The sequence below is a fragment of the Sphingomonas sp. LR55 genome (genome assembly GCF_036856015.1).
Taxonomy (GTDB): domain Bacteria; phylum Pseudomonadota; class Alphaproteobacteria; order Sphingomonadales; family Sphingomonadaceae; genus Sphingomonas.
Genome location: NZ_JASPFO010000001.1, coordinates 244,450 through 271,094, shown reverse-complemented (window position 1 = coordinate 271,094; position 26,645 = coordinate 244,450). Strand labels below are relative to the sequence as shown.

Below are 26,645 nucleotides of genomic sequence, written 5' to 3'. Positions count from 1 at the left end.
GTGTCGTTTGAGTCCAAGACCTGCCGCGGAGCTCCCCGGCGAAGGCCGGGGCCCAATTGGGGGACGGCTATAACGAAGGATGGCGCGCCGTTACTAAAGCCTTCCCAATTGGACCCCGGCCTTCGCCGGGCGGGTGGAATAGTAGCGGATAGGGCGGCGGTCGCATGATCCTCTCGCTCCCGCTCCTCATCGGCCTCATCGGCATAGCGCTGCTGTTCGACTTCCTGAACGGCCTGCACGACGCGGCTAACTCGATCGCCACGGTCGTCTCGACGCGCGTCCTGAAGCCGCAATACGCCGTCCTCTGGGCCGCGTTCTTCAACTTCATCGCGTTCGCGGTGTTCGGCCTCCACGTCGCGCAGACCGTGGGTACCGGGATCGTCCAGGCGCACGTGATCGATGCGCAGGTGATCTTCGCCGCGCTGATCGGCGCGATCGCGTGGAACGTCATTACGTGGGTGCTCGGCATCCCGTCGAGCAGCAGCCACGCGCTGATCGGCGGCCTGCTCGGCGCAGGCATCGCCAAGATCGGCTTCGGCGCGATCGTCTGGAGCGGCGTGATCAAGACCGTCGTCGCGATCTTCGCGTCGCCTGCAATCGGCCTGATGCTCGCGCTGGTGCTCGTGCTCGCGGTCGCGTGGACCAGCCTGAAGCTCACCCCGCTGGGTGTGGATAAGCGCTTCCGGAAACTCCAGCTTATCTCGGCCGCGCTCTACTCGCTCGGACACGGCGGCAACGACGCGCAGAAGACGATGGGGATCATCGCCGTGCTGCTCTATTCGCAAGGCCTGCTCGGCGGCGAATTCCACGTGCCGCTCTGGGTCGTGCTGTCCTGCCAGGCGGCGATGGCGCTCGGCACGCTGTCGGGCGGCTGGCGGATCGTCCACACGATGGGCTCCAAGATCACGCGCCTGACCCCGGCGCAGGGCTTCTGCGCGGAGACCGGCGGCGCGATCACGCTGTTCGCCGCGACCTTCTGGGGCATCCCGGTCTCGTCGACTCACACCATCACCGGCTCGATCGTCGGCGTCGGCGCCGCCCGGCGCCTGTCTGCGGTGCGCTGGAATGTCGCGAGCAACATCGTCGTCGCCTGGACGCTGACGCTACCAGCAGCCGGGTTGATCGGTGGAGGCACCTATCTGCTGGTCGGGCTGTTCGTCTGAACCGCCCGCCACCCCTAAGCGACAGTCTATTGACGCAGCCGTAACCGGCTCCGACACTCCCGGTAGAGCGAAGGACAATGATCCCTCGCCGCCAGGGAGAGGACATCATGAAGACGACCTATACGGCGTTGCTGGTCGGGACTGCGCTGAGTTTCGCGACTCCGGGACAGGCACAGACCGCCAGCCCGACCAGCGTCGCGGCGAGCGAGACCTATAACCGCATGATAGTGTTCGGCGACAGCCTCGCCGACGGCGGCTATTACCTGGCGCTCGATCCAAGCCTGCCACGCGACGCGGGCAGCTTCACGACCAATCCCGACCCGGTCTCGCCCGAGGTCCTCGCAGCGCGACTCGGCCTTCCGCTCGATCCGGTCTACGGCAAGGGCGGGACCAATTACGCCGTCGGCGGCGCGCGTGACGGCGGCCAATGGATTTTCCATCCCGGTCACGACCCAGATCAGCAACTTCCTCGCCGCTGGCGGCACGTTCGGTCCGCGCGATCTCGTCTACATCCAGGGCGGCGGGAACGACTATTTCGCGTTCCAGGCGGCGGGCAGCACCAACACCGCGATCCTGACGACGGCAGCTACCCAGCTTGCCGCGCAGGTCAGCCGGCTCCAGACGGCGGGCGCCACGCGGATCGTCACGCTCGCGGTCCAGACCGGCGGCGCCGCGGGACTCCAGCTGTTCAACCGGACCTATGCCGCGGCTTTGGCGGCGGCGAACGTCAACGCGCTGTATTTCGATACCGACCGGCTGTTCGGCGAACTCGTCGCGAGTCCAGCGACCTATGGCTACACCAACATCACCGGCGTCGCCTGTACCGTGCCGTCGTCGCTCGCCTGCACGCGCGCGACGCTCGTCTCGCCCAACGCCAACGAGACCTATATCTTGGCCGATAGCGTCCACCCGTCGGGCAAGACGCAGCGCATCCAGGGGCAGGCAGTGGCCAGCCTCGTCCAGGCCCCCGACCAGATCGCCGGGCTCGGTTATGCGGCGCAGGCGATGTTCCGCGGCCAGCGCGACCTGTTCGAAGGCGCCGAGCGCGGCGGCGCGCAGCGTAGCGGCCATGCGCTCTCGCTGTTCGGCAGTGCGGGCTATCATTATTATGCGAGCGGCACCTCCGCCCAGCGCGTCGGCATCACCGAACGCGGTTTTAGCGGTACCGCGGGTGCCGACCTCGCGATCGGCGATGCGTCGGGAGTCGGCGTGGCTGGCGGCTATTCGGATGGCACCGGCGACTTCAAGGCCGGCGCCGGCACCTACAAACCGCGCGTGGTCGGTCAGCGGCTACGCGCGCGGCGAACTCGGCCCGGTTCGCCTGCTCGCGGACGGGACGTACGGCGAGATCGACTATCGCCACATTCGCCGCACCGTCGAGCTCGGCCCGGCGATCCGCTCGCACGAGGGCGAAACCGACGGCACCTATGTCGCCGGCCGCGTCACCGCCGCGTTCGATCTGATCACGCTCGGCAGCGTGGCGTTCGGCCCCGACCTCGCGGCGCAATACGACCGGGTCCGGATCGCCGGCTATGTCGAGACCGGCGGGTTCTCGACCGCGGCGGCATTCGGCAAGCAGGAGGTGAAAAGCCTGACCGGCCGGTTCGGCGCGGTGGTCCGAACCGTCCCGGGCGAACCCGTGCGATTCTTCGCCCGCGCCGGCTACGAGCGCGAGTTCGACGACGATCCGCGGACACTGACGCTGACCCCGACCGGTGCTCCGATCAGCTTCACGAGCACGGTGGAACGTGCCGATCGCAGTTACATGAGCTACGCGATGGGTGTGGACGGCAATGTCGCGGGGCAGTTGTCGCTCCGCGCGGGTGTCGCCGGCTACGCGTTGCGCGACGACCGCGACAGCGTCTCGGCGTTCGCAGGGCTATCCGCCGCGTTCTAGCTGCGTGGCGACGGTGTTCGGGATGTGGAGGCGCCGCGTCCCGAACACCGTTCGAGGCGGGCTGAGGCAACAGGCCAACGACGTTTCCGTCAGACCTGATCGCGCTATCTGGGACAACGGTCCAATCGACCGGTCATCAACGGAAATGGTGGAGCCGAGGGGGATCGAACCCCTGACCTTTCGCATGCCATGCGAACGCTCTCCCAGCTGAGCTACGGCCCCATTCCCGTTGGGAGGCGGGTCACTAACCGGACCCGCCCGGGTTGGCAAGCGGCGTAAATGCCGCCTGCCAAATTTATTGTATTTAACGCTCGTGCTCGTCCTGCGGCGTCTCGACGCCGAGGTCGTCGTCGCCGCCGAGATCGACTTCGTCGTCCGCCGACGGCTCTTCGTCCTCGCCGGTGATCGAGGCGATGTCTTCTTCCTCGTCACCCTCGAGATCCGCGTCGGGCTTCTTGGTATCGGGCTTGGCGACTTCGAACGGCAGCGGCTGCTTCGACTTCAGGATAGGCTCGGGCTCCCACGCATACCCGCATTCGATGCAGGTCACGGGGTCGGCTTTTTCGAGGTCGTAGAAACGCGTCGCGCATTTCGGGCACGAACGCTTCGTGCCCCATTCCGGCTTGATCATGCCGATAGAACCTTTCGGATGAATGGATTGCGGGGGGATACCCTCGCAAAGTGGGCGCGCCTTGCCATAGCGCAAGGCCACTGTCAAAAGCCCGGCCCCATGGCACACCCCTCCCCACTTCGATGGACGTCGTCGCGCGCGGTCCTCTGACCGGTTCGATCGCGGTCCCCGGCGACAAGTCTATCAGCCATCGCGCGCTGATGTTCGCGAGCCTCGCGGTCGGCACCAGCCGGATCGAGGGTCTGCTGGAGGGCGAGGACGTGCTCGCCACCGCCGCCGCGATGCGCGCGATGGGTGCGACGATCGAGCGGGGCGAAGATGGTATATGGACTGTGGACGGCGTCGGGGTCGGCGGATTGCTCCAGCCCGAGACCGCGCTGGAGATGGGCAATTCGGGAACGTCGACGCGGTTGCTGATGGGCCTCGTGTCGAGCCATCCGATCACCTGCACCTTTACCGGCGACGCATCGCTGTCGGGGCGACCGATGGGGCGCGTGATCGAGCCGCTGTCGCAGATGGGGGCGGACATCACGTCCTCCCCGGGCGGACGGCTGCCGTTGATGGTGCGCGGGATGTGCCCGGCGGTGCCGATCGAATATACGCTGCCGGTCGCTTCGGCGCAGGTGAAGTCGGCGATTTTGCTGGCGGGGCTCAACACTCCGGGGATCACGCGGGTCATCGAGCCCGTCGCGACGCGCGATCATAGCGAGCGGATGCTGACCGGGTTTGGCGCGAAGCTGACCGTCGAGGAAACCGAGGCCGGGCGGATCATCTCGATCACCGGCGAAGCGGAGTTGAAGCCGCAGGATATCGTCGTACCGGGCGATCCGTCGTCGTCGGCGTTCTGGCTGGTGGCTGCGTCGATCGTGCCGGGGTCGGATATCGTCGTGCGCAACGTCGGACTGAACCCGACGCGGATCGGGATCGTCACGGCTTTGCGGATGATGGGCGCGGATATTACCGAGCTCGACCCGCGGACCGTCGGCGGCGAGCCGGTCGCGGATCTGCGCGTGCGGCATGCTCCGCTGACCGCGATCGAGGTGCCGGCCGATCTCGCGCCGAGCATGATCGACGAATATCCGGTGCTGTTCGTGGCGGCGGCGTTCGCGACGGGCACGACGATTGCGCGCGGCGCGCATGAATTGCGCGTGAAGGAATCGGACCGGATCACGACGATGCGGATTGCGCTCGAAGCGTGCGGGGTTCCTTGCGAGGAGTTCGAAGACGGCATGGCGATCACCGGGTCGGGCGGCGCGGCGATTCGCGGTGGCGCTCGGATCGCCTCGAAACTCGACCACCGCATCGCAATGAGCATGGTGGTGGCTGGACTTGGTGCCCGCGAGCCCGTCACGATTGACGATGTATCGCCGGTGGCGACGAGCTATCCCGTGTTCTTCCGGTCGCTCGATGCGCTGACCGGCCGGGGAATTAAGATGATCATCGCAGTCGACGGTCCGGCGGCATCGGGCAAGGGCACGATCGCGCGTGCCTTGGCCAAGCATTACAAGTTGCCGTATCTCGATACCGGGCTGTTGTACCGCGCGGTCGCGTTGAGCGTGGCGCGGATGGGGCTGGATCCGGAGACGGAAGCCGACGCGGTCGCAGCGTGCGATTTCAGCGATGCGCTGCTGAGCGATCCGGCGTTGCGTGATGACGATATCGGCGCGCTGGCGTCGGTGGTGTCGGCGCATCCGCTGGTGCGCGCGGCGCTGCTGCACCGGCAGAAGCGGTTCGCGGCGCAGGAGGGTGGCGCGATTTTGGATGGGCGCGACATCGGCACGGTGATTGCGCCGGATGCGGATGCGAAGTTGTTCGTGAAGGCGACGCCGAATATCCGGGCGCAGCGGCGGCATGCGGAGTTGCAGGCTCGGGGCGGGACTGCGAGCAAGGATCGCGTTCTGGCGGATATTCGGGCGCGGGATGCTCGGGATAGTGGGCGGTCGACTGCGCCGCTGGTGATGGCGGCGGATGCTGCGTTGCTGGATACGAGTTTTCTGTCGATCGAGGCTTCGGTGCAGCGGGCGGTGGCGTTGGTGGAGGCGCAGCGGGCGAAGAAGGCGGCTTCGGTTTAGGGCCATCGTCCACTCCTGTTGGCCCCACCCCGGCGAAGGCCGGGGCCCAATTGGAACGTCCGCAGTAACGAAGCGCAGTCCTCAGTTAGTACCGTCCCCCAATTGGGCCCCGGCCTTCGCCGGGGTGGTTGCTCTGTTGGGTTAAGCTACCGCGACCCAACCCTGTTCTCCCGCGAAGGCGGGGACCCAGACAAGGCGGGGACCCAGACTGGGCTCCCGCCTTCGCGGGAGAACAAGTAAGCGGGGGCGCCGTGCGCAATCACCCAGGCCTCCCGACACCTATCGCCCGGTCACCCACGCGCGCCCTACAGCGCAGTAACCAGCGCCACCGCCCCGAACACCACCCCCGGGAAATTCGCCACGACGATCGACCAATCCCGCTTGTCCTTCAGGAACCCGTACCCCACCCACAGCGCGCAATTCACCATCGTCGCGAACGGCTGGACCACCGATCCCTTCTGCCCTGAAAGGTTCAGCATGATCTGGTCGATGTACGACAGGTACATCACGATCGCCGTCACCGTGGCGACCCACCCCAGCACGAGAATGCCGCGTTCGTTCAAATCTTCGCTCCTGTTGTGAGCGGCCCCTAACGAAGCAGCGGCGAACTTGCTCCGAGACCCAGTTTCGGCTATACGGAACCGTCCGGCGAGCGATGCTCGTGGAGGAAGGCGCGGAGACCCTCGAGTCTCACGCGCCGTTTTCGCATTCAGCGTCTACGTCCTCCGCGCCTCGTGCCGTCCGGATGCCGCGTTCGACGTTCGGTCGTCGCGGCAACGAAGGCCAAGACCAGCGGACCCAACCGCTTGGCCGGAAACAGACTAGGATTACTGAATTCTATGGCAACCCAGGTAATGCCGACCCGCGACGATTTCGCGGCGATGCTGAACGAAACGCTCGGCGACGCCGACAGCTTCGAGGGCCGAGTGGTGCATGGCACCGTGACCGGCATCGAGAACGACATGGCCGTCATCGACGTCGGTCTTAAGTCGGAAGGCCGCGTGCCGCTTCGCGAATTCGCAGCGCCGGGCCAGAAGGCTGACCTCAAGGTCGGCGACGAAGTCGAAGTCTATGTCGACCGCGTCGAGAACGTCCACGGCGAAGCGATGCTCAGCCGCGATCGCGCCCGTCGCGAAGCCGCATGGGACAAGCTGGAAACCGAATTCTCCAAGACGACCCGCGTCGAAGGCGTCATCTTCGGCCGCGTGAAGGGTGGCTTCACCGTCGACCTGAACGGCGCCGTCGCGTTCCTGCCCGGTTCGCAGGTCGATATCCGCCCCGTGCGCGATGTCACCCCGTTGATGGATATCCCCCAGCCGTTCCAGATCCTGAAGATGGACCGCAAGCGCGGCAACATCGTCGTGTCGCGTCGCGCCGTTCTCGAAGAGACGCGCGCAGAGCAGCGTTCGGGCCTGATCCTCAGTCTGGCCGAGGGCCAGATCATCGACGGCGTTGTCAAGAACATCACCGATTACGGTGCGTTCGTTGATCTCGGCGGCATCGATGGCCTGCTGCACGTCACCGATCTCAGCTACAAGCGCGTCGGTCACCCGAGCGAAGTCCTGAACATCGGCGACACCGTCAAGGTGCAGATCATCCGCATCAACAAGGACACCCAGCGCATCAGCCTCGGCATGAAGCAGCTGGAGAGCGATCCCTGGGATGGCGCGATGGTCAAGTACCCGGTCGGCGCGAAGCTCACCGGCCGCGTCACGAACATCACCGAATATGGTGCGTTCGTCGAGCTGGAAGCGGGCATCGAAGGCCTCGTCCACGTGTCGGAAATGTCCTGGACCAAGAAGAACGTCCATCCGGGCAAGATCGTGTCGACCTCGCAGGAAGTCGACGTCATGGTCCTCGAAGTCGATTCCGAGAAGCGTCGCATCTCGCTCGGCCTCAAGCAGGCTCAGGCCAATCCTTGGGAGGCATTCGCTGCCGCTCATCCGATCGGTTCGACCGTCGAAGGCGAAGTCAAGAACGCGACCGAGTTCGGTCTGTTCATCGGCCTCGACAACGACGTCGACGGCATGGTCCACATGTCCGACATCGCATGGGGTGTTTCGGGCGAGGACGCGCTCAACCTGCATCGCAAGGGTGAGACCGTCGAGGCCGTCGTGCTCGACATCGACGCCGAGAAGGAGCGTATCTCGCTCGGCATGAAGCAGCTCGAGCGCGGCGGGCCATCGGCCGGCGGCATCGCAGCAGCAGGCGACAAGCTGAACAAGAACGCGATCGTTACCGTGACCGTTCTCGAAGTCCGCGACGCGGGCCTCGAAGTGCAGCAGGGCGACGATGGCGCGACCGGCTTCATCAAGCGCACGGATCTGGGTCGCGATCGCGACGAGCAGCGTCCGGAGCGTTTCCAGGTCGGCCAGAAGTTCGACGCGATGGTCACGGGCTTCGATCGTTCGAAGAAGCCGACCTTCTCGATCAAGGCTATGCAGATCTCGGAAGAGAAGCAGGCTGTTGCGCAGTACGGTTCGTCGGACTCGGGTGCGACTCTCGGCAACATCCTGGGCGAGGCTCTCAAGGCTCGTACGGACGCCGAGAAGAAGTAAGTCTCACGACTTAACGATAAATTGGCCCGGCATGTCTCGTACATGCCGGGCTTTTTATTGACTATCTCACTTTGGTTTTGACTACGCTCAGATTAGTGCTAACGCTTCGCAAGTTGACTTACATCAATTAGCGGAACTGCCATATGAGCGGGAAAACGAATGATTCGATCTGAACTGGTCCTCAAGATCGCCGAGGCGCATCCGGACCTGCAACCGAACGAAGTCGAGCTTATCGTCAGCACGTTTTTTGACGAGATTTCGAAACGCCTTGCAGCGGACGGACGGGTCGAGCTGCGCGGTTTCGGTGCGTTTTCAACGCGCGCCCGCGATGCCCGAACCGGCCGAAATCCGCGTACCGGCGAAGTCGTCGAGGTCGATGCGAAACGCGTTCCGTATTTCAAGCCGGGCAAGGAAATGCGCGCACGCCTGAACGTGTGACCCCGCATAAATTTCAGGATCTGGCGCCGATCGGCCGTGTTTGTCCCTGCGATGGGTTGACCCAGCGGACGGCGTCGTCTTGTTGGGGGCGTGTGCGGACGTGGCGAAACCGGTAGACGCAGGAGACTTAAAATCTCCCTCCCTAGGAATGCGGGTTCGAGTCCCGCCGTCCGCACCAATCCGTCTCTAAGGGCCTGAAAACCCTTAGAAATGGCAGATTTCCGTGGCTTTCGGCCTCACCAAGGGACTAGGTGGAGGTACAAAGAGCGCCAATGGGTATCGTCGTGAAACACGTCCAAGCAGACAAGAAAACGGGCCGCCTGATCTACCTTCGGGCCTTCCCGGCCCGCCTTATCCCCTTCGTCCCAGCCGGACCGAACGGAAAACCTCCCGCCGTCCTGAAGGTCTCGATGGGGACGAAGGACCCGGACTCCCCTCGGTTCCGCGCAGCGTTCGCCCAGGCGTCGGCACGATATGACACGATCGTCGCGAAGGCACGGAAGGCCGCCACGGGCGCCTACGACAGCCTGGACGCGCCTCGGGTCGCCTACCTGGGAAAGGTGTTTGAGATCGAATGGCTGGAGCGTGAAGGCCTGGAGCGGTGGGAAAAAGGCCCTGATTGGGCGCAGCGTGTCCGGGACGGCTGGGAGGAGTGCCTGCCCGGCTTCATCGAATGGAAGGGCGATGGCGACTCGGAAGCGATCCGCCAATTCTGGAGCAAGCACGCCCGCACGCTATTGAGCGAACAGGACCTTGTGGTCGACCCAAACGACCCGGACGGGTTCGATAGGCTTTGCCGGGAGTTGAACGACGCGGCCATCCGAGTAGGGCCTCAGTCCCTCGCCCAGTTCTCCGGGCAGACGGTGGAGCTTCCGGCCCGCCCCTCCGCCCCCGAGGCTTCCGCAGGGACCGACCGGCCTTCTCGGGTCCCGATGCTGGAGACATTCGACGACTACGCGGAAGAGTCGCAAATCAGCCCGACCACGGCAAAGGACTGGAGGCCTTGCGTCGCCCACCTAGTCTCCTTCCTGGGCCACGATGACGCCGCCAAGTTGACCCGGCAAGACCTCCTGGACTGGCGCAATGCGCTCCTGAAGGAGACGACGAAGCGAGGAGCCCTACGACACCCGAAGACCGTCCGCGGCAAGTATATCGGCTCGGTCAAGGCCATGCTCTCCTGGGCAGTCGACAACAACAAGCTGAAGGACAACGTCGCTGCGGGCCTTCCTGTCAGCGTCCCAGCCACCGAGCAGTTACGCGAACGCTCCTTCACGTCCGAAGAAGCGCTAGCGATCCTGGAGGCCAGCCTGATCCCGCCGGCCAACAAGCTGACCAAGGGACACGCCCTCGCTCGCCGGTGGATACCGTGGCTGTGTGCTTACAGCGGCGCTCGCGTGAACGAGCTGTCTCAGCTCCGGGCGGAGGACGTCCGAAAGGTCGACGGCTATTGGATGATGAACATCACGCCGGAAGCCGGCAAGGTGAAGACCCGCAAGGCCCGGCTAGTCCCCATCCACTCGCATCTGATCGACCAAGGGTTTCTTGCGATCGTGGAGGCTCAGGGCGCCGGCCCGATCTTCTACGACCCTAGTCGCCAGCGGGTCGAAGGGCCCGCCAATCGGCACGTCGCCAAGGTAGGCGAACGTCTGGCCGCATGGGTTCGGAAGGATGTGGGGATTGACGACGACGGCATCGCGCCCAACCACGCATGGCGCCACCTCTTCAAATCCGTGACCTACAGCGCGGGGATCGAAGAGCGGATGGCCGACGCCATCCAGGGACACGCCGCGACGACGGAGGGCCGGAAGTACGGTGCACCAACGGCGGCGGCGCGGGCAGAAGCGATCGAGAAAATTCCGCGGTACGTGGTGCCTGGCCTATAGGGCGTCGCACATACTGGGCGTGACGGCATCCCTGCCCGTGGGCAGTCGGGAGTCTTCGAAGGAACACGGCGTACCAAACCACTTGCACCCGCTGCGCCCGCCGCTAACTTTCGCACTGGGGCGTAACTAGTACGACAATGAGGGGGAACGCATGGCGGCCAAACTACGAATAAACCTCGCAGAAGGCACGTTTGAAGCTGAGGGAGAAGACGAGTTCGTTAAGGCTATGCACTCTGAGTTTCAGGACTACGTTGGACGGTTCTTTGGTGAAAGGGCCACTAGACGCTCTCCTGAACTTACGCCGCCAGCTGACGAAATAGAGGATCGGAGCGAAGAGGTAGCGGCCGGCGACGAGTTAAATGATACAGAGACCGGTGTCAGCGTCAAACGCAACCCAGTCCGACGTCGTCGCGTTAGCAATTCTTCTGAAACTGCCGGCACAAAGAAGCTTAGATATGAACCACGCGTCGACCCTGACCTGAAGCTTCCTGGCCTGGTAGAGGCTTTCAGTTCGTATGAGCTAAAGGGCCACAAAGATATGGTCCTTTTCTTCGCTCATTACCTGTCAAACGATGCTGGTATTGTTCCATTCACGGCCGACCATATTTTTACATGCTATCGGATAGTGAAAGAGAAGCCGCCAACTGCCTTCGCTCAGGCTCTGTATGATGCCCACAAAGTCCGTCATTTTATAAAGTTTGAGAAACTAGACGCTATCTACGTAACACATATCGGGGATACGGCCTTCGAACACGATCTAAAAAAGAAGGATTAAGGCACGTTGACCTCCGCTGCCAAATTCTACAGCTCTCTGCCAAGCCGAAACAGTCTTACAGCCGGGGAACGTATTGACGCGTTCGTTTATTACCTGACTGTACTAGCAGAAGCTCCAAGTGCCACCACGAAAGATGTGCTAGCCTGTTTTACCGAGTGCGACTTAGCCTTACCATCCTACGTACCGCAGTATTTGTCACGCGGACTAAAGGGCAAACCTCCAACGTTTGTAAAGGTTGGGACTGGCGGCTACCGTCTGGAACGACATACCAAAGAGCGCCTGGCCGCAAGCATAGGCGCTGAAATGGTCACCCTCGACGTGCCGGTAGATTTGCAAAAGCTAGCCGATGACCTACCGACAGGAGCGCAAAAAGCGTTTCTTACAGAAGCACTAGCCTGCTTTGGCGTACATGCATATCGCGCGACCATAATGATGACATGGCTCTTAACGCTGGACCATCTGTTTGAGTTGATCCTGTCGGGTCATCAGGATGCATTTAATGCGGTCCTTGCCGGGAATAACGATAAACGCGTAAAGATTACCTGTGTTGCTAAACGTGATGATTTCGGCGAGATACCGGAGGGGAAGTTTATTGAGTTCTGCCGACAGGCGGGAATTATCTCAAACGACGTTCGAAAGATACTGGATCAAAAGCTAGGCACGCGGAACAGCGCAGCTCATCCATCAGACATCGCATTTAGCCGCGCCAAGGTTGTTGATTTCGTAGAAGATTTGTTCGCCAACGTGATCCTTAAATATCCGGTGCCGTAGCTCGATCGCATCCAGCGCCAGCGTCTCCTCCTTCCACTAAAGGCTCTTGGTCACGCTACGCCCTCCTGAGCATCCTGGGGGTCCAGCCGGGCCATCAGGTTCCGCACGGACGAAGCGTGCCAGCGGCCCCCTTGGCGTAAGAATACCTTCCTCATTCAACGCCGCCGTAAGGCATCCCAGAGACGCGACTCCCTGAGCCCGTAATCTCGCCACGGTCGGCCGCCGGCCCTCAGCGAACGCGGCAGCATCCGCAGACACCTGAGTACATGTCGCACCGTTGAGACCGTCGAGTATCTGAAGGCGCGGCTGAAGGAACTTCTGGACCTTGCGGACCGGTTGGAGCTTCCCGTCGTCGGGGCAATGGCTGGCCTCAGCGATCGATAGGATACCGGCAGGGGATGATAAGTAGCGACAGGCCCTCAGGCCGCCGTTTCCCTGCACTGTCAAATTTGACACTGAAGACCCCAAGAACCGAGGGTTTCCGAGGGTCTCCGCCCGGCTACCCAAGAACACGCTCAGAGGTCCCTGGGTGCCCCACTGGCCCCCTCAGAACGGATGGACGACCGCCGGCTCCATCAGCCTCATCGAGCCCTCCCCGTTCTCCCACGCCTCCAGCAGGGTCCGGGCGGAGGCTAGCAGTCCCCTCCGGTCATCCTCTTGAAGTGAGTGGAGCAAGGCACCGAAGGCCCCCAGGTGCCCGCGGGCCTTCTCAGCTCGCTCCGCCGCCAGCGGGTCGACCGCCGGGCCCTCCAGGTCCTCGTCGTCCTTCTCCGGCCCCTCTCCGCCGCCCCAAGGCTTGAAGGTAGGCCCCTCGTTCAATTCCAAGCTCAGCTCCCTCAGACGGGCCCGAACGGTCTCATGGCTGTACATGCCGTTGAGCGCCGCCGAGATCACGCGGGAGGACTTCGGGACCTCGGGCGACTCCAGGTGTCCGCCGACCTCGACGAAAGAGTCCCAGACCTTCCGCTTGTCGGCACGGCCCAAGGCCTTCCCGTGCGTGGTGTTGGCCACCATCGCCTCCCCTCGGGCCTCCTCCAAGCTCATCCGAGCGACGGACGCTTTGATCCCCGAGACCCCGTAGTCCTCGTGTGCAAAATAGCGGTGGAAGCCGTCAACCAGATAGAGGGCCTTGCCGATCCGAGCGACCTTCACGGGCGGAAGGGGCTTGCCGGCCTGGAGCATCCCGAGCAGCTTACGGACGTGCTGACGATCAATCCCGCCCGCCCGGAGCTGGAAGTCTTCCCGGAGGGTGATCGCCTCCAGCGCCAGCGTCTCCTCCTTCCACTGTAGGCCCAAGGTCACGCGACCGCACCCTCAGCGTCCCCCAAGACCCGGTAGACGCTCGCGCGGCCAATCCCCAGGCGCCGGGCAATCTCCGCCGGGCCAACGCCGTCAGCCTTCATCTGGCGGACCTGGGCGACGTCCACGGAGGGCTTGCGGCCCTTATAGACTCCTGCGGCCTTGGCCTTCGCAATGCCCTCCATCTGGCGCTCCCGGCGCAACGCCGTCTCGAATTGAGCAAAGACCCCCAGCATCTGAAGGAACGCCGTGCCTGCGGGCGTGGAGGTGTCGATCGGTTGCTCCGTGGCCCGGAGGAACGCCCCGCGGGTCTTCAGGGTCTCGACCATCTCCTCCAGGTCCCGGACGGACCGCGACAGGCGATCAATCCGTGTGACCATCAGCGTGTCCCCAGCCTGGAGAAAGGCGAGGATCGTATCTAGCTCAGTCCGCCCGACCAGCGACGTCCCGCTCCGCTTCTCCGACCGGATCATGGAGCACCCTGCCGCCTGGAGGGCCCGCTCCTGGATCGTGCAGTCCTGATCGTCCGAGGATGCCCGTGCGTAACCGATGATGCTTGCCATGTCCCGTACTCGTCTCGTTAGGCTCTAGAGGTTCATCAAGTGAACGTCTCGCAACCTGAAGTCAACCCTATCGAGACGGAAAAAGTGTATCACGGCATCGACTCGTACAGGTATACTCCAGCGAGACGGCAGGACACGGCGGGTCTCCCCGGTCGTTCAGGTCCCACGCCGGCCCTTGCAAGCCCATGTTATGTAGTATCATCGACACACAGGCCGCGGCTTCCAGGCCCAATGTCCCCGGCGGTTCACGACCGGGCCGGACCGAAGCGCCAATGTCCTCCACGAAGGCCGCCAGTCCCCTCCAGGTCCCTATGCTTGGCGGCGCTAACAGGCTTCCGGTCAGCATCACGGCGTGGCGAAAACCCTCGCTTCTTCAGACATTTAGGGTCCCATTTGGGTCCCCTTCCACCCAGCCGGGGAGCCCATTGCGATCATTGCCAATCGGGTTCGAAATCGACAGCTTCGCTCGCGCCGCCACAGCGCCAGTCCGACCCTGTGCACACCCGCCGGCCCCCTGAGGATCGCCCTGGATAGAACCGATTATTTCTCAGGCGCCGACGTGCTTCTCTTGCCCGCCAGTCGCAAAAGGTCCTTCCGGTCTCTGAGGACGACGAGGCGGGTGGCTGGTTTGCAATGACGGACCGGGGGAAGGCGTAGGCTCAGGGGGCCGAAGCGTAGTTTCCCTGTAGAGAGCAGGCAAGAACCCTATTCAGCCAATGATCGTCTTCTTCTGACTTAATATGCGAGTTCATTAATCTCTTTAAAATAGGCTTCTTGTGCCATCTGATAAAGCGTATTAAAACTTTCCCACTGCATCTTCAGGGATAGCGGGGCGCTTGGTCTGTCGTCGCACTTCGATCGCGGCAAAGGTTCCCGATTGACATGTAGATCGTCACTGCCCCTACGGGGCGCGGAGTATCTCCCTGACCATTGAAGAACCTGATGCGCTGACCGGAGGTGGTCTTCCTGCTGCAATGATGGCTTGGGTAGCTGAGCCATCTTCCACATTTGGGGAAGGTTATGCGTACTAGGAACAGAAGCGTGGCCTTTTCTGTAATCTTGTTTCTGCGCGAGTGCCGCCTTTATGATGAGTTCGAGCGCCAGACTGCTTTCGCGTAGCCACCCCCAAAATAAGGCCGATTTGGCACCTTCCACCTCCCCGCCAATTGGTGACGGGTCGATGGGGACGCCGGATCGCATGGACCACATACAAAACGCTAGATACCTCGCACCGTCCGCCTTACTCCAGAACCCGAGTGCGGAACGCCGTATCCATTCATATGAATCAGTCTCTGCTGACATCTGCTCTCGGACCTAGCTGATTGGCAGATCATTCAACTGGGGGCGGGCGGCCTTTGCAATACCCTACACGGCGGATCGCTTCGTTCTACGATCTGCCACAGCTCGCCCGCACCGTCGCCGACCGGGCACCGCAGGACGCCGTGGTCGGTGGGGCATTTCGATCACGGGTCCCCTGGCCGCCCTCGGGGGAGCCCGTGGCAATCGTGGTCAATCGGGTTCGAAATCGACGGCTTCGCTCCCGCGCCCACGGCGCCAATCCGACCCTGTGTAAGCGATCGCCTGCGCCGTCTCTCAGGCATCAGGTTCGCAATTCGAGATTACGCGGCAGCAAGGGCGACGTCGCTCTTGCAAATTGCGGATTGGAGGAGGTTGCGATAGGGCCGATTTGTTCGATTCAAAACCGTTTGGCAGCGAACGTAGATTGTTCTCGGCGTTTACTTTGAAGCCTCAATTATAAAAACTATCTTGCTGGCAGCTAGATGCAGTGCGTAGGCTGCAACGTAAGACGGTACGACTTTAGGTGCCGCTCCCTGACCATGTGCGGCATCGTTGTCGCGGATTTTCGGTAGCCCAGATTGTATAGTTGCGACCAGTTGGTCAAATGATGTGTCAAGATATTCTGGCCACAGCTTATTTGCCCGTGCAACCTTCATGAGATCGCTGATTCTGGCTCCTTTTGTGTAAGGCCAGCCCTTAATTTCAAAGACCGCTTTTAAAGTGCTTTCTAGAGAGTTCGCCGCCATCGCGACGGCTTGGCGATGCTCGCCTTTGCGGTAGTGACTGTGTGCCTGCGTAAATTCCTCACGAGGTCCTGCGTATGCTGGCCCATTTAAAAGGCTTAGAGCAGGTTTAACCACCTCGGCATGGATGTACTGGCTGTCGATTCGCAGTAAATTACCGCTCTCATACTGGTATCCTAAAGTAGCCTGCCGGAGGCGGTAGTTAATCTCGTCGATAGCATCAGCACCTGATCCCTCTACTTCCCACTCTGAGCGGTGGCCATATTGGTTCTGATGCCCGGCAACCATGATCGCTTTGCAAATTAGTTCAAGTAGATCGAGCCAATCCGTAATATTAGCCTTACTCATAAAGCTAATGATGCGAGACCCAGAGTGTTCTTCCGTCGATATTTTATAAATGCCCTTTTCTCGACAATACACCTTCTCGATGCCCGTCCAGAGCGAGTTCTCAACGTCGGGGAAGCCGTAAGAGCCGCCCGATCGCGCAACTTTTCCAATCGCCTGAATTGCAATCTGAGTTATTTGCACCCGCAAAGGGCTGGAAACTTGTGTGTATTGATAAACGTCGTCAGCGCCCGAACGGGCCGCGTCCGCCTGTCGTTTCGAATACAAGTCCCAGATCGCCATTCTACCCCCCCAATTTTTCGTTGGCTTAGCCGGGGGCGAGGCCTTGTCCAAGATCGTCCGACAACTTTGACTGCTACACCGCATGGCTGACAATTCGCTCCGTCAGGCGAGCACCGATCTTGAAGCGGTGATGGCCTAGCCAAAACTAACCAAGAAACGTTCGCTTCTAAGTCACCTCGTCCACCGTCGCATCGCAACCAGGAGCGAAGATGAGGGCTGGCCGCGCCTTCTCCCTGCCCTCTCAGTCGGCCTATGGCCAGTCAACAGCCTATAAGTTTCCACCGTCACCCCCTGGAACGATAGGGCGCAAGGTCCGAGGCGCTCCTCGCTGCTGCCCGGTCGACTTACCCTATCGACTTCAACGACGACCCGTACGCGCTCTTCCGTGAACCTCACATACTCTCAGCCTCCTTCGGGACGCTGGGGGTTCTTTTTCGACTTCACGCCGACTCGGCAATGCATAGGATGCCGGCATGGATACCGAACGCCCCCAACCGGCCCTGAGGGCTTGGCAGGACTGCCTAGTCGACACGATCCTAGAGGAGCTGGCCCTGGGCATGAACGTCCGCATCGTCCTCCCCGGCACTTCGTCACCGATGGCTGTCGAGGATGCGCGTGTGGAGGGCGCTCTCGTCCTCCTCAGCGATCAACCGGGCACCCGGTATTATCTCGGGTCAATGGCAGGCGTTACGCTCATGGCGGCCCCTCTGGACGGGAGAGGGACGGGAACGTGGCGACCGCACTCCTGGACGCCCACGATGAACATCGACTGATCCCACGATGGACGTCGAGACCCTGAGGGCTTGCGCCAAGATCGCCAAGTTACGGGCAGACCGCGCTAGGCTCGACCAGTCGCACCTGGGAGACCGCAGGGATGGCCTGGAGGGCCTTGGAGCATCCCGTGCCCTCGACCAGCTCGCCGCAGACCTGGAGGCAGCCGCAGTAGCCTTCGAAGCCGATCCGTCCGGGGTCGATCCCGAGGACGACGACCAGTAACCGCAGGCCTCCTCGCGTTACCAGGGCCGTATTGGTCAAGTAGTACACCGCAGAAGGCCAAGGGGCGACCGAATGACCGGCTTCGCCCAATTGCCGGTCGCCTACCAGCAACTATAGATTGCTCTGAAGCAGCCGCTCATTCATCTATAAACGTGGCGCTACAATGCGCCTCGTATAAGAGTGTGAAAATGGAAATATTGATGTTGATCTGTCTGGTCGCCGCATTGCTCGGCTGGGTAGCGCCGCGACTGTGGCAATCGCGGTCTTTTTTAGCGGTGATGCTTGTCGTTTCTGTCCCCGTATTAGCTCTATACGTGAGGTACGAGGCTTTCGCCCGCGTCAACGACTGGGAAGGCATGGGGGCAATGGCGCTTATAGCCCTATGCCTCATCTGGATCGTCGTCAGCTTTACGGCCGGCATGGTGTCCATCCGCTCAAAGCGGCATGTCCGTTAAAGAGGCTTCGATCTCCAAAGCTGCCAGTCCGCTTCCTTTCCCATTCCAGCCATTCCGCTAACGCCCAATAGCGGACACTCCACGGGCCGGGGTGACTGCGGATCACCCGCCGGCTAGGTGAGACTGCTAATAGCGATCGGAAGTCGATCAGTCTTTAGGAGAGTGCCTGTGCTTTTTCACACCATGGTCGGATCGAATGACATTGAACGGTCCAAGCGCTTCTACGACACGGTGCTCGGCACCTTGGGTGCAGGGGAAGGAACGCGGAACATCGCCGACAGCGGCCATACACGTCTGATATACAATAACGGCAAAGGAACGAACTTCATCGTCAGCCAGCCGATCAACGACGAATCGGCAAGCGTCGCCAACGGCAGCACCGTCGCATTTTCATGCGACTCGCCCGAACAGGTGAAGCAGCTTCACGATGCCGCCGTTGCCGCTGGCGGGACATCGATCGAAGCTCCGCCCGGACCGCGCGAAACTGCTTCAATGGGCACCATCGAGCTGGCCTATTTCCGTGACCCCGACGGCAACAAATTGTGCGGAATTCATTTTCCTGCCTGATCTGTCCGACACGGGTCCGCTTCTGATTGTAGCGGACCCCGATCACGCGATCTCGCGAATGTCCGCTTTCCTGCCCTAATCGGACGTTCGGACAGCGCGGCAGGGTGCGGCAGGGCCGTTCGGTCCCTCGCCGTCCCGCGAATGTTTGGCGTGTACCAGGGGGCGTCCAAAAGGGCTTTGGCATGAGAACCGATTAGAAGACTCACTGAGTCCCATGCGGGCCCCGCCGCTACCCTTGGGACATGGCGACGCCTAACGCCTGTCAGTGACTCTCCCAGACGCTCCTAGCCTATCCAGGCCGGCAGGGTCTCCAGGTCCTCCAGTGTCAACACGATCCGCTGGGTCTCTGAGCCGTCCGCTGTGACCTGATCGACGACGTAAACGCCGCACCCCATGTAATGGCCGGCAGCACCCTCCCCCAGGTCGACCGAAGCGCCGTCGAACGAGTTCAGGGTCTCCAGGCACGCCGATGTCAGTGCGAACGATTGGCCCTCTCGCGACTCCGGGTCGACTTGGTCGATTACGACGCCGCACCCTACGTGATCCGCGAACATGTTCCCGCCGCACAGATAAACTCCAGCCCCCCTTCGGATACCTCAGCGACCAGCTCCAGGACGGCGGCGCCATCGCTTACCAGATTGTCCGCCCGAGCGTTCCCGCATACCAGTGCCTTCATGCTCTCTGTTCCACCTCTCGGCGGCTCCCCCGCCCGGCCCCGCCTTGACTGCACGGACGAAAAGGAGGTACAAAATGGAGGGATTAAGAGTGATGGCGGAGGGGCTGAAAGTCTCGGTTTTCTGAGGTTTGTGAGGCAAACGGGGCACACTCCCGCCGTCCGCACCAGCGCGGCCCTTCTTTTAACGACCTGCGTCGTGCTTGCCACGACGCTGACAGGTTGCGAGCGACGTCGTCCCGATACCGGCGCGGTGATCGTCAGCGCGATCGGCCCCCCACCTCACATCGTCGATGCCCGCCGTGCACCGGTCGACACGCCAAGTCGGTTGCTGATCGACTCGACCGCACAAGGCCTGGTCCGGTTCGACGCCGCTGGACAGATCGAGCCTGGCCTGGCCGAACGCTGGATCGTGATCGACGGTGGCATGAGCTACATCTTTCGCCTGCGGGAGGGCGATTGGGGCGATGGCACGCCGGTGACGGCGGATCAGGTCGTAACCATTCTGAACCGTCAGATCGCACCCGGTTCGCGCAATCCGCTGGCGCCCTTTCTGACCGCGATCGACGAGATCGTCGCGATGACGCCGCAGGTGATCGAAGTGCGACTCGGCCGGCCGCGTCCCGATCTGTTGAAGCTGTTCGCGCAACCCGAGCTTGGTTTGCTGCGGCTGACGCCGTCCGGCGGGAGCGGACCGTTTCGTGTCGCGCCGCACGGGCGCGGGCGCGCGCCGTTGCTGCGCCCGGCCTTCGATCCCAACCAGGCCGATCCCGAAGACCAGCGGGTGACCAAGCCCGAAGAAGATGTCCGGCTGATCGGCGAACGGGCGGCACGGGCGATTGCGCGCTTCGCTCATCGGGATTCGGACCTCGTCAGCGGTGGCAGCTTTGTCGACTGGCCCCTGCTCGCGACCACCGAAATATCGCCCGCCACCATCCGCGTCGACCCTGCCGCCGGACTCTTCGGACTGGCCATCATCCGCCGCGATGGGTTTCTTGCAGATGCCGCGAACCGCGAGGCCGTGGCGGAAGCGATCGATCGCACCGCGCTGACGGCGGCGATCGCACCAGCCTGGGACGCGGCCGATCGCATTCTGCCCGATATCCTTGATTCGGCAGCGCTACCCCAGGTGCCCGCCTGGACGCTGCTGACGCAGGACGAGCGTCGTATCGCCGCGCGGCAGCGGGTTGCTGGATGGGGGCGGACCGGTGGCGCTGCGAATCGCCCTCCCGAACGGGCCTGGCGCGACATTATTGTATGCGCAGGTGGCGGCCTCGCTGATCGCAGTCGGGATCACGCCGTACCGCGTCGCGCTGGGTAGCGACGCCGACCTGATGCTGGTCGATGCGGTCGCGCCCTATGATAGCGCGCGCTGGTATCTGGCAACGGCCTGCGTCGTATGTGGCGAGACCGCGCAGGCGGCGATCACCGCAGCGCGCGAGGCGCCGACGCTCGCGGAGAGGGCGCAGCGGATCGCCGCCGCGGATGTCGCGATGAACGCCGACGTCGCCTTCATCCCGCTCGCGCGGCCGCTGCGATGGTCGCTCGTATCGACCCGGTTACGACAATGGCAGCCCAATACGCGAGCCTGGCACCCGTTGAACCGATTGCGCGCCGACACCAACTGACAGCCATGACCCAACGCCCGACGCGCATAGCTCCTGGATCGATCCTCGATACGCTTCCGATGGGACGCGACGCCTTGTCGGTTCGCCGTCGTGTCGAGGCCATGGAGCGCGTGATGGAGGGGCTGGTCACGATTCCCGGCACCAACCGCAAAGTCGGCATGGACGTGATCCTCGACATCATCCCGTTCGTGGGCAGCACGATCGCCGCCGCGGTCGGCGCGTGGATGGCGTGGGAGGCCCGCAACATCGGCATGTCGAAAATTCAGATGGCGCGGATGTTCGGCAATGTCGGGGTCGACTGGGCGCTAGGCATGATCCCGTTCGTCGGCGCGATCCCCGATTTCTTCTTCCGCTCGAACACGCGCAACCTGCGGATCATCAAGAAGCATCTCGACAAGCATCATCCATCGACGGCGACGCTCGAAATCTGACGGCGCCGTCGATCCGGTGCGGCGGCGGCTAGCGAGAGCCTCGCCAGATCTCGAGCGGGGCACCTGGCGCCAGACCACCCTGATGCACCGGGCAGCGGCGGTAGCGAAAACGCCGATCGAGGCAGATCCAGACCTCGTCCAACCAACCCTGCTTTGTCGCGGTTACACGCATCATGTCGGCCTTCAGGCCTGGATTGGCGCTGGCCATCGCGGCCGCTAACCGCCCCGCCGTCAGTGACGTTCGCGACAAGGCGTCCATGTTGGGGAATTTCAACTTGCCATAGAGTGCAGCCGATTGGGCGAAGTATCTCGCAGGACGGTACCCCGGCATACAAGTGCCGTGCTTGGCCCATTCGTGCTGAAGCAGTTGCGCCGATGGTGTCGTACAGAGATGCGCCTTGATCACCGGGGGCGGTACGAATTCCGCGTCATGACAATATTGCGGCCAGTCCTTGCCGACGCCATCGGGCCACAGCCCGTGCAGCGTAAAGCCGAACCGATTTCCCGCCGCGCATTGAAATGTCGAGCCCGCGCGACTGCCGTTGTCGCGACAATATTGCGGTGCCCATGTGATAGCCAGCGTGTAGCTGCCGATCGGAATATCGCGCTTCGGCTGGCTGTCCGACGGTAGATCGGGACGGACACGCTCGACCGATGACGGCACCGAGCATTGATACGTCTGGGCTTGCGCCGCGACCGGCAATGCAAGCACCGCGGCTACGAGGCTCGTTCCAGCCAATCCTCGCCTTACACCGGACACAGGCATCGATGCCCGCGAGGTCGAATCGGCACTGATAGTTACGGCCCGACCCGACCGACCGATCGCGGACATGATCGGCGCCAGCACGCCCGCCGCGAAACGCCGCTGATCGGACCGCCGCTGATCGGGCCAGAATATCGATGGCGATCTGTTCATTGTCTCGGCCCCCTGCCCGGTGTCGCGTCACGCATGCGTCGTCACGCGGATGAAGCGGTCATGCTGTCGTGAAATCGAGCCCTATATCCGCCGCCGGTGCGGACTGCGTCAAGCGGCCGACCGAGACATAGGTGACGCCGCTTTCCGCGATTGCGCGGATCGTATCCAGGGCGACGCCGCCCGAGGCTTCGGTCGGCACCCGCCCGTCGACCAACGCCACCGCCGTGCGCAACATCGCTGGCGCCATATTGTCGAGCAACAGGTGCGTCGCACCCGCCGCGAGCGCGGGTTCGATCTGGTCGATCCGATCGACCTCGACGACGATATGCGCGATCCCTGCCGTCTTGGCGCGTCGCACCGCTTCGCCGACACCGCCGGCAACCGCGACATGGTTGTCCTTGATCATCGCCGCGTCCCACAGCCCCATGCGATGGTTTTGCGCGCCCCCATCCGGGTCGCATATTTCTCCAGCACGCGCAGTCCCGGGATTGTTTTCCGCGTGTCGAGCAGGATAGCGCCCGTTCCTGCCATGGCGTCGACATAGCGACGCGTCATCGTCGCGATCCCCGACAGATGCTGGACGGTATTGAGTGCCGATCGCTCTGCCGTCAGCAAAGCTCGGCCTGCACCCTCGAGACGAAGCAGATCGGTGTCGGCCGCGACCGAATCGCCGTCCTGCACGAGACGTTCGATATGTACGCTGGGATCGAGCGCCCGGAAAAACGCTTCGGCGAGCGCCAAACCCGCGACGACGATGGGATCGCGACTATCCATCACGCCGGTAAAGCGGGCATCGGCAGGAATGACGGCGGCGGAGGTGATGTCCCCAATCGTGCCAAGGTCTTCCGCCAGGGTCGCGGCGACGAACCCGTCGATATCGAACGATTCGGGCAATGCTGCGTTCACCTAGATTCTCCCAAATATCACCGACCGGCGATGCCGGCTCGATTGCCAAAAAGCGATGGTGTGGACCAGCAGATACCGCCGACCGATGACTTGGAATAATTTTTGACGATGCTGGGAACAAACGGCTGATTGGCGAGTTGCAGGACTGTTACTCAAGGATCCAACAATGCCTACGAAAACGATGGCCGATGTCGCACGCTTGAACGCTTTGCTCGATGAGGCCCTCGCATTGGCGGATGCCCTGCAAATGCCGCTGGCGGCAATCCACATCGATCAGGCGCTGTCCCAGCTCAGCCTGGACGTCGTTCCGGCCTGAACACGAGGCACAGCCGGACGGGTCGAGACCCGCCCGGCTCGTTCATCCGGCGTGCACGGTCGTTATTTAGGACCCAGGTCGCCTTTCCCTACCGTGTTCGACGCCATTTCCAGCATCCGATCTAGGCTCTTCTTGGCCTGAAGGCGAAGCCCTTCTTCGATCTCGATCCGTGGACTCAGGTCGCGCAGCGCGACGTAGAGCTTTTCCAGCGTGTTGAGTGCCATGTACGGGCAGATGTTGCAGTTGCAGTTGCCGTCCGCACCCGGCGCGCCGATGAAGCGCTTGTTCGGGAGCGCCTTTTCCATCTGGTGGATGATGTGCGGCTCGGTCGCGACGATCAGCGTGTCGCCGGGCATCGCCAACGCGTAATCGAGAATACCACGGGTCGAGCCGACATAATCGGCATGATCTAGGATGATCGGCGGGCATTCGGGATGTGCGACGACGGGCGCGCCGGGGTGCTGCGCCTTGAGCTTCATCAGCTCGGTCTCGCTGAATGCCTCGTGGACGATGCACACGCCTGGCCAGAGCAGCATGTCGCGACCGGTCTTCCGCGCGAGATAGCCGCCGAGATTGCGGTCGGGGCCGAAGATGATCTTCTGCTCGGGCGGGATCTGCGCGAGGATCGTGTCCGCCGACGACGACGTCACGATGATGTCGGACAGCGCCTTCACCTCGGTCGAGCAGTTGATGTAGGTCAGCGCAATGTGATCGGGGTGCTTCGCGCGGAAGGCCGCGAACTGCTCGGGCGGGCAGCTGTCCTCCAGGCTGCAGCCGGCGTCCATGTCAGGCAGCACGACGATCTTGTCGGGCGACAGGATCTTGGCGGTCTCGGCCATGAACCGCACGCCACAGAACGCGATGACGTCGGCGTCGGTGGCCGCCGCCTTGCGCGACAGGTCGAGGCTGTCACCGACGAAATCGGCGAGATCCTGAAGCTCGGGCTTCTGGTAGTAATGCGCGAGGATGACCGCGTTCTTCTCCTTGCGGAGGCGCTCGATCTCGGCGCGAATGTCGATGCCGGCGAAGTTCTGGTTCAATTCCATGGTCGTATCCCGAGTTTAGCGCCCGTCTTCTAGCGACGATTCCCTAGCACGTCCTGCAACGAGCGCGAGGTGTCCCAGCGCTCGGTGCTCGCGATCGGTTCGTCGGCGAAGCGCACCGCGACGGTCGCGTCGATCCCTGCGGCCCGCAGCGGCATCGCGAAACTGCGTTCCACGGCACGGCGCGTGGCGTCGCGCGCAAGCTTGATCATCGCGGGTTCGCGGGCTTGCCGAATCAGTTCGATCTGGCCAGCGCGGCGATTAGCGGCATCGAGGTTCTTCTCGGCGTCGGTGAAGGTGGTCAGGACGCCGCCCGAGCCATATTCGCGGACCGCGTTGAGATCGACCTGCGGGCCATCCGCCTCGACCGCGGGCAGGCGCACGGACAGCGTCTTGCTGGTACCGTCCCACGCGACATCGGCCTGGGTCAGCTTGCCCATGTCGACCTCGTACCGGACCATGCCGGGCATGATCAGCGTCTTCTCGGTGGTGAAGCCGAGCTGCGACTGTTTCGAGGTCACGACCGCGACATAGCGCGCGGCGAACGCGGAGAGGCGGTTCTGCTCGCGCAGGCCTTCCAGACTGGCGCTGGCGATCGTCGTCGGATCGGGGGTCAGGCGGTCGCTGACATACCGCTGCACGCCCCACAGCGCGAGCAACCCGGCAAGCACGAGGATGACGACGAAGCCCGCCGCCTTGGCGAGGAAACCGCCAATCCCAGCGCCCTGCCGCGGTTCGGTCAATTTTTGATCTGCCATGTTTCGCCTTCCTCGATCACCAAGCCCCGGTTTTGCAAGTCGTAGAGATGCGCCAGCACCGAACGCTCGGCGGCGGGAACGAGCCGCGCGTCGAGCCCGACATACATTTGCGTGACGATCCGCCCGATCGGTTGCGGCGCGGCGCGCAACAGCCGCAGGATCTGCCCCTCGCGTTGCTTGCGGTGGCCAAGCATGCCGCGCACCAGCCGCTGCGGCTTGTCGATCGCTTCGCCGTGGCCGGGATAATAGACACGGTCGTCGCGACCCATCAGCTTTTCGAGGCTCGCCATGTACGCCGCCATATCGCCATCGGGCGGCGAGACGATCGTCGTCGACCAGCCCATGACGTGATCGCCTGAGAACAGCGCGTTGGTCTCGGGCAAAGCGAAGGCAAGATGGTTCGAGGTATGGCCGGGTGTCGCGATCGCCGCCAGCGTCCAGCCGTCGCCGGTGATCGTATCGCCTTCGACGAGCACGCGATCGGGCGCATAGTCCGCGTCGAACGATGCATCCGCCCGCGCACTCGCGTCATCCAGAGCAAACGGCGCCGCTCCGACGATCGGCGCGCCGGTGATTGCCTGCAACGACCGCGTCGCAGGACTGTGATCGCGGTGGTGGTGCGTTACGACGATCGCGGTGACCGGACGGCCATCGATCGCGCGGATCAGCGCAGCGATATGCTGGGGATTGTCGGGACCAGGATCGATCACCGCCAGATCGGTCGTGCCGACGACGTGCGTCTGCGTGCCGGTATAGGTGTAGGGTGACGGATTCGGCGCGAGCACGCGGATGACGAGAGGCTCGAGCTGGATCGGAATGCCGGTCGGATGCTCAGCCATGGGACCGAGATGGCCGTGATTGTCGGCGATGACAAGATCCTCTGATCAGGCGGATGTGTCGCCGTTTCTTACAGCTCAGCAGCGGCGCGTCCGGGCATTAACTAACAAATGTCGCACAAATCCGGGATAAATCGCGTTTGGCATACGCACTGCATCCTCTGCCACGTCACCGAACGCTGCGGCGTTCAAGCAGGGTGGATCGACCGCTACCGTCCGGTCTCGCGTCGATCCACCCGCCCCGGTGACATTTCCAATCATGGCCGATCGAACATGGCGCTGGCGGCTGCTTGCGACGCCAGTCCGTCACCCCAGCGGAAGCTGGGGTCTCCATCGATGCCGATGTCGCCCGCCTCATGCTGATACCCCAACTTTCGCTTGGGCGACGTTTGTCAGTGTAG

At 62.8% G+C, this 26,645-nt stretch carries 26 protein-coding genes, 2 tRNA genes and 2 pseudogenes; 18 read left to right on the top strand and 12 right to left on the bottom strand.

The features are described 5' to 3' along the window. The first annotated feature begins 164 nt into the window (after window positions 1-164). The 3 genes from QP181_RS01330 to QP181_RS01320 all read left to right on the top strand — a co-directional run bounded on the left by QP181_RS01330 (window position 165) and on the right by QP181_RS01320 (window position 3,060). The gene (locus tag QP181_RS01330) at window positions 165-1,163 is read left to right on the top strand and encodes an inorganic phosphate transporter (RefSeq protein WP_333927319.1); all 999 of its coding nucleotides are present in this window, start codon (window positions 165-167) and stop codon (window positions 1,161-1,163) included. Window positions 1,164-1,270: 107 nt separating this feature from the next. Then, window positions 1,271-2,065 (top strand): hypothetical protein, encoded by a 795-nt coding sequence (locus QP181_RS01325; RefSeq protein WP_333927318.1) that lies wholly within the window; start codon window positions 1,271-1,273, stop codon window positions 2,063-2,065. Window positions 2,066-2,355: 290 nt separating this feature from the next. Continuing rightward, window positions 2,356-3,060 carry an autotransporter domain-containing protein gene (locus tag QP181_RS01320; protein ID WP_333927317.1) on the top strand — a complete coding sequence of 235 codons (705 nt, stop codon included), beginning with the start codon at window positions 2,356-2,358 and terminating at the stop codon, window positions 3,058-3,060. 146 nt (window positions 3,061-3,206) lie between these two features. Here the strand turns inward: QP181_RS01320 and QP181_RS01315 are convergent. Next, window positions 3,207-3,282 (bottom strand) — tRNA-Ala (locus tag QP181_RS01315). Window positions 3,283-3,364: 82 nt separating this feature from the next. Next, a complete protein-coding gene (locus QP181_RS01310) occupies window positions 3,365-3,691 on the bottom strand; it encodes a TIGR02300 family protein (protein WP_031395784.1) in 327 nt (108 codons plus the stop codon). A gap of 122 nt (window positions 3,692-3,813) precedes the next feature. Here QP181_RS01310 and aroA point away from each other — a divergent pair. Together aroA and cmk are read left to right on the top strand one after the other, a co-directional pair. Then, a pseudogene (gene aroA, locus QP181_RS01305) lies at window positions 3,814-5,109 on the top strand (3-phosphoshikimate 1-carboxyvinyltransferase); the annotation flags it as partial. Window positions 5,110-5,124: 15 nt separating this feature from the next. After that, complete coding sequence (gene cmk, locus QP181_RS01300; RefSeq protein ID WP_056051420.1) at window positions 5,125-5,763, top strand: (d)CMP kinase; 639 nt, start codon at window positions 5,125-5,127, stop codon at window positions 5,761-5,763. 305 nt (window positions 5,764-6,068) lie between these two features. Here cmk and QP181_RS01295 read toward each other — a convergent pair whose 3' ends face one another. Then, window positions 6,069-6,326: a SemiSWEET family transporter gene (locus QP181_RS01295; RefSeq protein WP_333927316.1), complete on the bottom strand. Its 258-nt coding sequence runs from the start codon at window positions 6,324-6,326 to the stop codon at window positions 6,069-6,071. Window positions 6,327-6,602: 276 nt separating this feature from the next. Between QP181_RS01295 and rpsA the strand changes: the two genes are divergently transcribed. The 6 genes from rpsA (at window position 6,603) to QP181_RS01265 (ending at window position 12,188) form a co-directional block, all read left to right on the top strand. Beyond that, window positions 6,603-8,321, top strand: a complete 1,719-nt coding sequence (rpsA, locus tag QP181_RS01290; protein WP_056060414.1) for a 30S ribosomal protein S1 — start codon at window positions 6,603-6,605, stop codon at window positions 8,319-8,321. Between the two features lie 159 nt (window positions 8,322-8,480). Then, complete coding sequence (gene ihfB, locus QP181_RS01285) at window positions 8,481-8,759, top strand: integration host factor subunit beta (protein WP_132738987.1); 279 nt, start codon at window positions 8,481-8,483, stop codon at window positions 8,757-8,759. 94 nt (window positions 8,760-8,853) lie between these two features. Continuing rightward, window positions 8,854-8,937: transfer RNA gene (locus QP181_RS01280), tRNA-Leu, on the top strand. 94 nt (window positions 8,938-9,031) lie between these two features. Further along, the gene (locus tag QP181_RS01275; RefSeq protein ID WP_333927315.1) at window positions 9,032-10,642 is read left to right on the top strand and encodes a site-specific integrase; all 1,611 of its coding nucleotides are present in this window, start codon (window positions 9,032-9,034) and stop codon (window positions 10,640-10,642) included. A gap of 151 nt (window positions 10,643-10,793) precedes the next feature. After that, window positions 10,794-11,417, top strand: a complete 624-nt coding sequence (locus QP181_RS01270; RefSeq protein WP_333927314.1) for a hypothetical protein — start codon at window positions 10,794-10,796, stop codon at window positions 11,415-11,417. Between the two features lie 6 nt (window positions 11,418-11,423). After that, window positions 11,424-12,188, top strand: coding sequence for a hypothetical protein (locus QP181_RS01265; protein ID WP_333927313.1), 765 nt, complete (start codon window positions 11,424-11,426; stop codon window positions 12,186-12,188). 546 nt (window positions 12,189-12,734) lie between these two features. Here QP181_RS01265 and QP181_RS01260 read toward each other — a convergent pair. The 3 genes from QP181_RS01260 to QP181_RS01250 form a co-directional block, all read right to left on the bottom strand. Then, window positions 12,735-13,490 (bottom strand): hypothetical protein, encoded by a 756-nt coding sequence (locus tag QP181_RS01260; protein WP_333927312.1) that lies wholly within the window; start codon window positions 13,488-13,490, stop codon window positions 12,735-12,737. Further along, on the bottom strand, window positions 13,487-14,050 hold the full coding sequence (locus QP181_RS01255; protein ID WP_333927311.1) for a recombinase family protein: 564 nt from the start codon (window positions 14,048-14,050) through the stop codon (window positions 13,487-13,489). Before QP181_RS01255 ends, QP181_RS01260 begins: the two co-directional genes overlap by 4 nt. Before the next feature lie 1,736 nt (window positions 14,051-15,786). Next, window positions 15,787-16,719, bottom strand: coding sequence for an abortive infection family protein (locus tag QP181_RS01250; RefSeq protein ID WP_333927310.1), 933 nt, complete (start codon window positions 16,717-16,719; stop codon window positions 15,787-15,789). A 473-nt stretch (window positions 16,720-17,192) separates the two neighbouring features. On the opposite strand from QP181_RS01250, the gene QP181_RS01245 reads away from it, so the two are divergent. Then, window positions 17,193-17,492 carry a hypothetical protein gene (locus tag QP181_RS01245; protein ID WP_333927309.1) on the top strand — a complete coding sequence of 100 codons (300 nt, stop codon included), beginning with the start codon at window positions 17,193-17,195 and terminating at the stop codon, window positions 17,490-17,492. A 49-nt stretch (window positions 17,493-17,541) separates the two neighbouring features. Here QP181_RS01245 and QP181_RS01240 read toward each other — a convergent pair whose 3' ends face one another. Beyond that, the gene (locus tag QP181_RS01240; RefSeq protein WP_333927308.1) at window positions 17,542-17,754 is read right to left on the bottom strand and encodes a hypothetical protein; all 213 of its coding nucleotides are present in this window, start codon (window positions 17,752-17,754) and stop codon (window positions 17,542-17,544) included. Window positions 17,755-17,903: 149 nt separating this feature from the next. On the opposite strand from QP181_RS01240, the gene QP181_RS01235 reads away from it, so the two are divergent. From QP181_RS01235 to QP181_RS01215, 5 genes are all read left to right on the top strand, one after another. Further along, window positions 17,904-18,170 carry a hypothetical protein gene (locus QP181_RS01235; protein WP_333927307.1) on the top strand — a complete coding sequence of 89 codons (267 nt, stop codon included), beginning with the start codon at window positions 17,904-17,906 and terminating at the stop codon, window positions 18,168-18,170. A 168-nt stretch (window positions 18,171-18,338) separates the two neighbouring features. After that, complete coding sequence (locus QP181_RS01230) at window positions 18,339-18,737, top strand: VOC family protein (protein WP_248524374.1); 399 nt, start codon at window positions 18,339-18,341, stop codon at window positions 18,735-18,737. 512 nt (window positions 18,738-19,249) lie between these two features. Next, window positions 19,250-20,731, top strand: a complete 1,482-nt coding sequence (locus QP181_RS01225) for an ABC transporter substrate-binding protein (protein ID WP_333927306.1) — start codon at window positions 19,250-19,252, stop codon at window positions 20,729-20,731. Next, entirely contained in the window at window positions 20,676-21,038 is a 363-nt protein-coding gene (locus QP181_RS01220) for a hypothetical protein (RefSeq protein ID WP_333927305.1), read from the top strand. The genes QP181_RS01225 and QP181_RS01220 overlap by 56 nt, the downstream gene beginning before the upstream one ends. A 5-nt stretch (window positions 21,039-21,043) precedes the next feature. Continuing rightward, window positions 21,044-21,469, top strand: coding sequence for a DUF4112 domain-containing protein (locus QP181_RS01215; RefSeq protein WP_132897725.1), 426 nt, complete (start codon window positions 21,044-21,046; stop codon window positions 21,467-21,469). Window positions 21,470-21,497: 28 nt separating this feature from the next. On the opposite strand, the gene QP181_RS01210 is transcribed toward QP181_RS01215, so the two are convergent. Both QP181_RS01210 and nadC read right to left on the bottom strand, forming a co-directional pair. Beyond that, window positions 21,498-22,235, bottom strand: coding sequence for a ribonuclease T2 family protein (locus tag QP181_RS01210; protein ID WP_333929523.1), 738 nt, complete (start codon window positions 22,233-22,235; stop codon window positions 21,498-21,500). 208 nt (window positions 22,236-22,443) lie between these two features. Continuing rightward, window positions 22,444-23,159 (bottom strand): annotated as a pseudogene (gene nadC, locus QP181_RS01205) (carboxylating nicotinate-nucleotide diphosphorylase). Between the two features lie 313 nt (window positions 23,160-23,472). Between nadC and QP181_RS01200 the strand changes: the two are divergent. Further along, entirely contained in the window at window positions 23,473-23,607 is a 135-nt protein-coding gene (locus QP181_RS01200; RefSeq protein ID WP_279388898.1) for a hypothetical protein, read from the top strand. A gap of 62 nt (window positions 23,608-23,669) precedes the next feature. On the opposite strand, the gene nadA is transcribed toward QP181_RS01200, so the two are convergent. The 3 genes from nadA to QP181_RS01185 are packed head-to-tail and all read right to left on the bottom strand — an operon-like array spanning window position 23,670 to window position 26,247. Continuing rightward, the gene (gene nadA, locus QP181_RS01195; protein WP_056420006.1) at window positions 23,670-24,653 is read right to left on the bottom strand and encodes a quinolinate synthase NadA; all 984 of its coding nucleotides are present in this window, start codon (window positions 24,651-24,653) and stop codon (window positions 23,670-23,672) included. Between the two features lie 29 nt (window positions 24,654-24,682). Further along, entirely contained in the window at window positions 24,683-25,408 is a 726-nt protein-coding gene (locus tag QP181_RS01190; RefSeq protein WP_132738999.1) for a DUF4230 domain-containing protein, read from the bottom strand. Continuing rightward, complete coding sequence (locus tag QP181_RS01185) at window positions 25,390-26,247, bottom strand: MBL fold metallo-hydrolase (protein ID WP_333927304.1); 858 nt, start codon at window positions 26,245-26,247, stop codon at window positions 25,390-25,392. Before QP181_RS01185 ends, QP181_RS01190 begins: the two co-directional genes overlap by 19 nt. Between the last annotated feature and the right edge of the window lie 398 nt (window positions 26,248-26,645).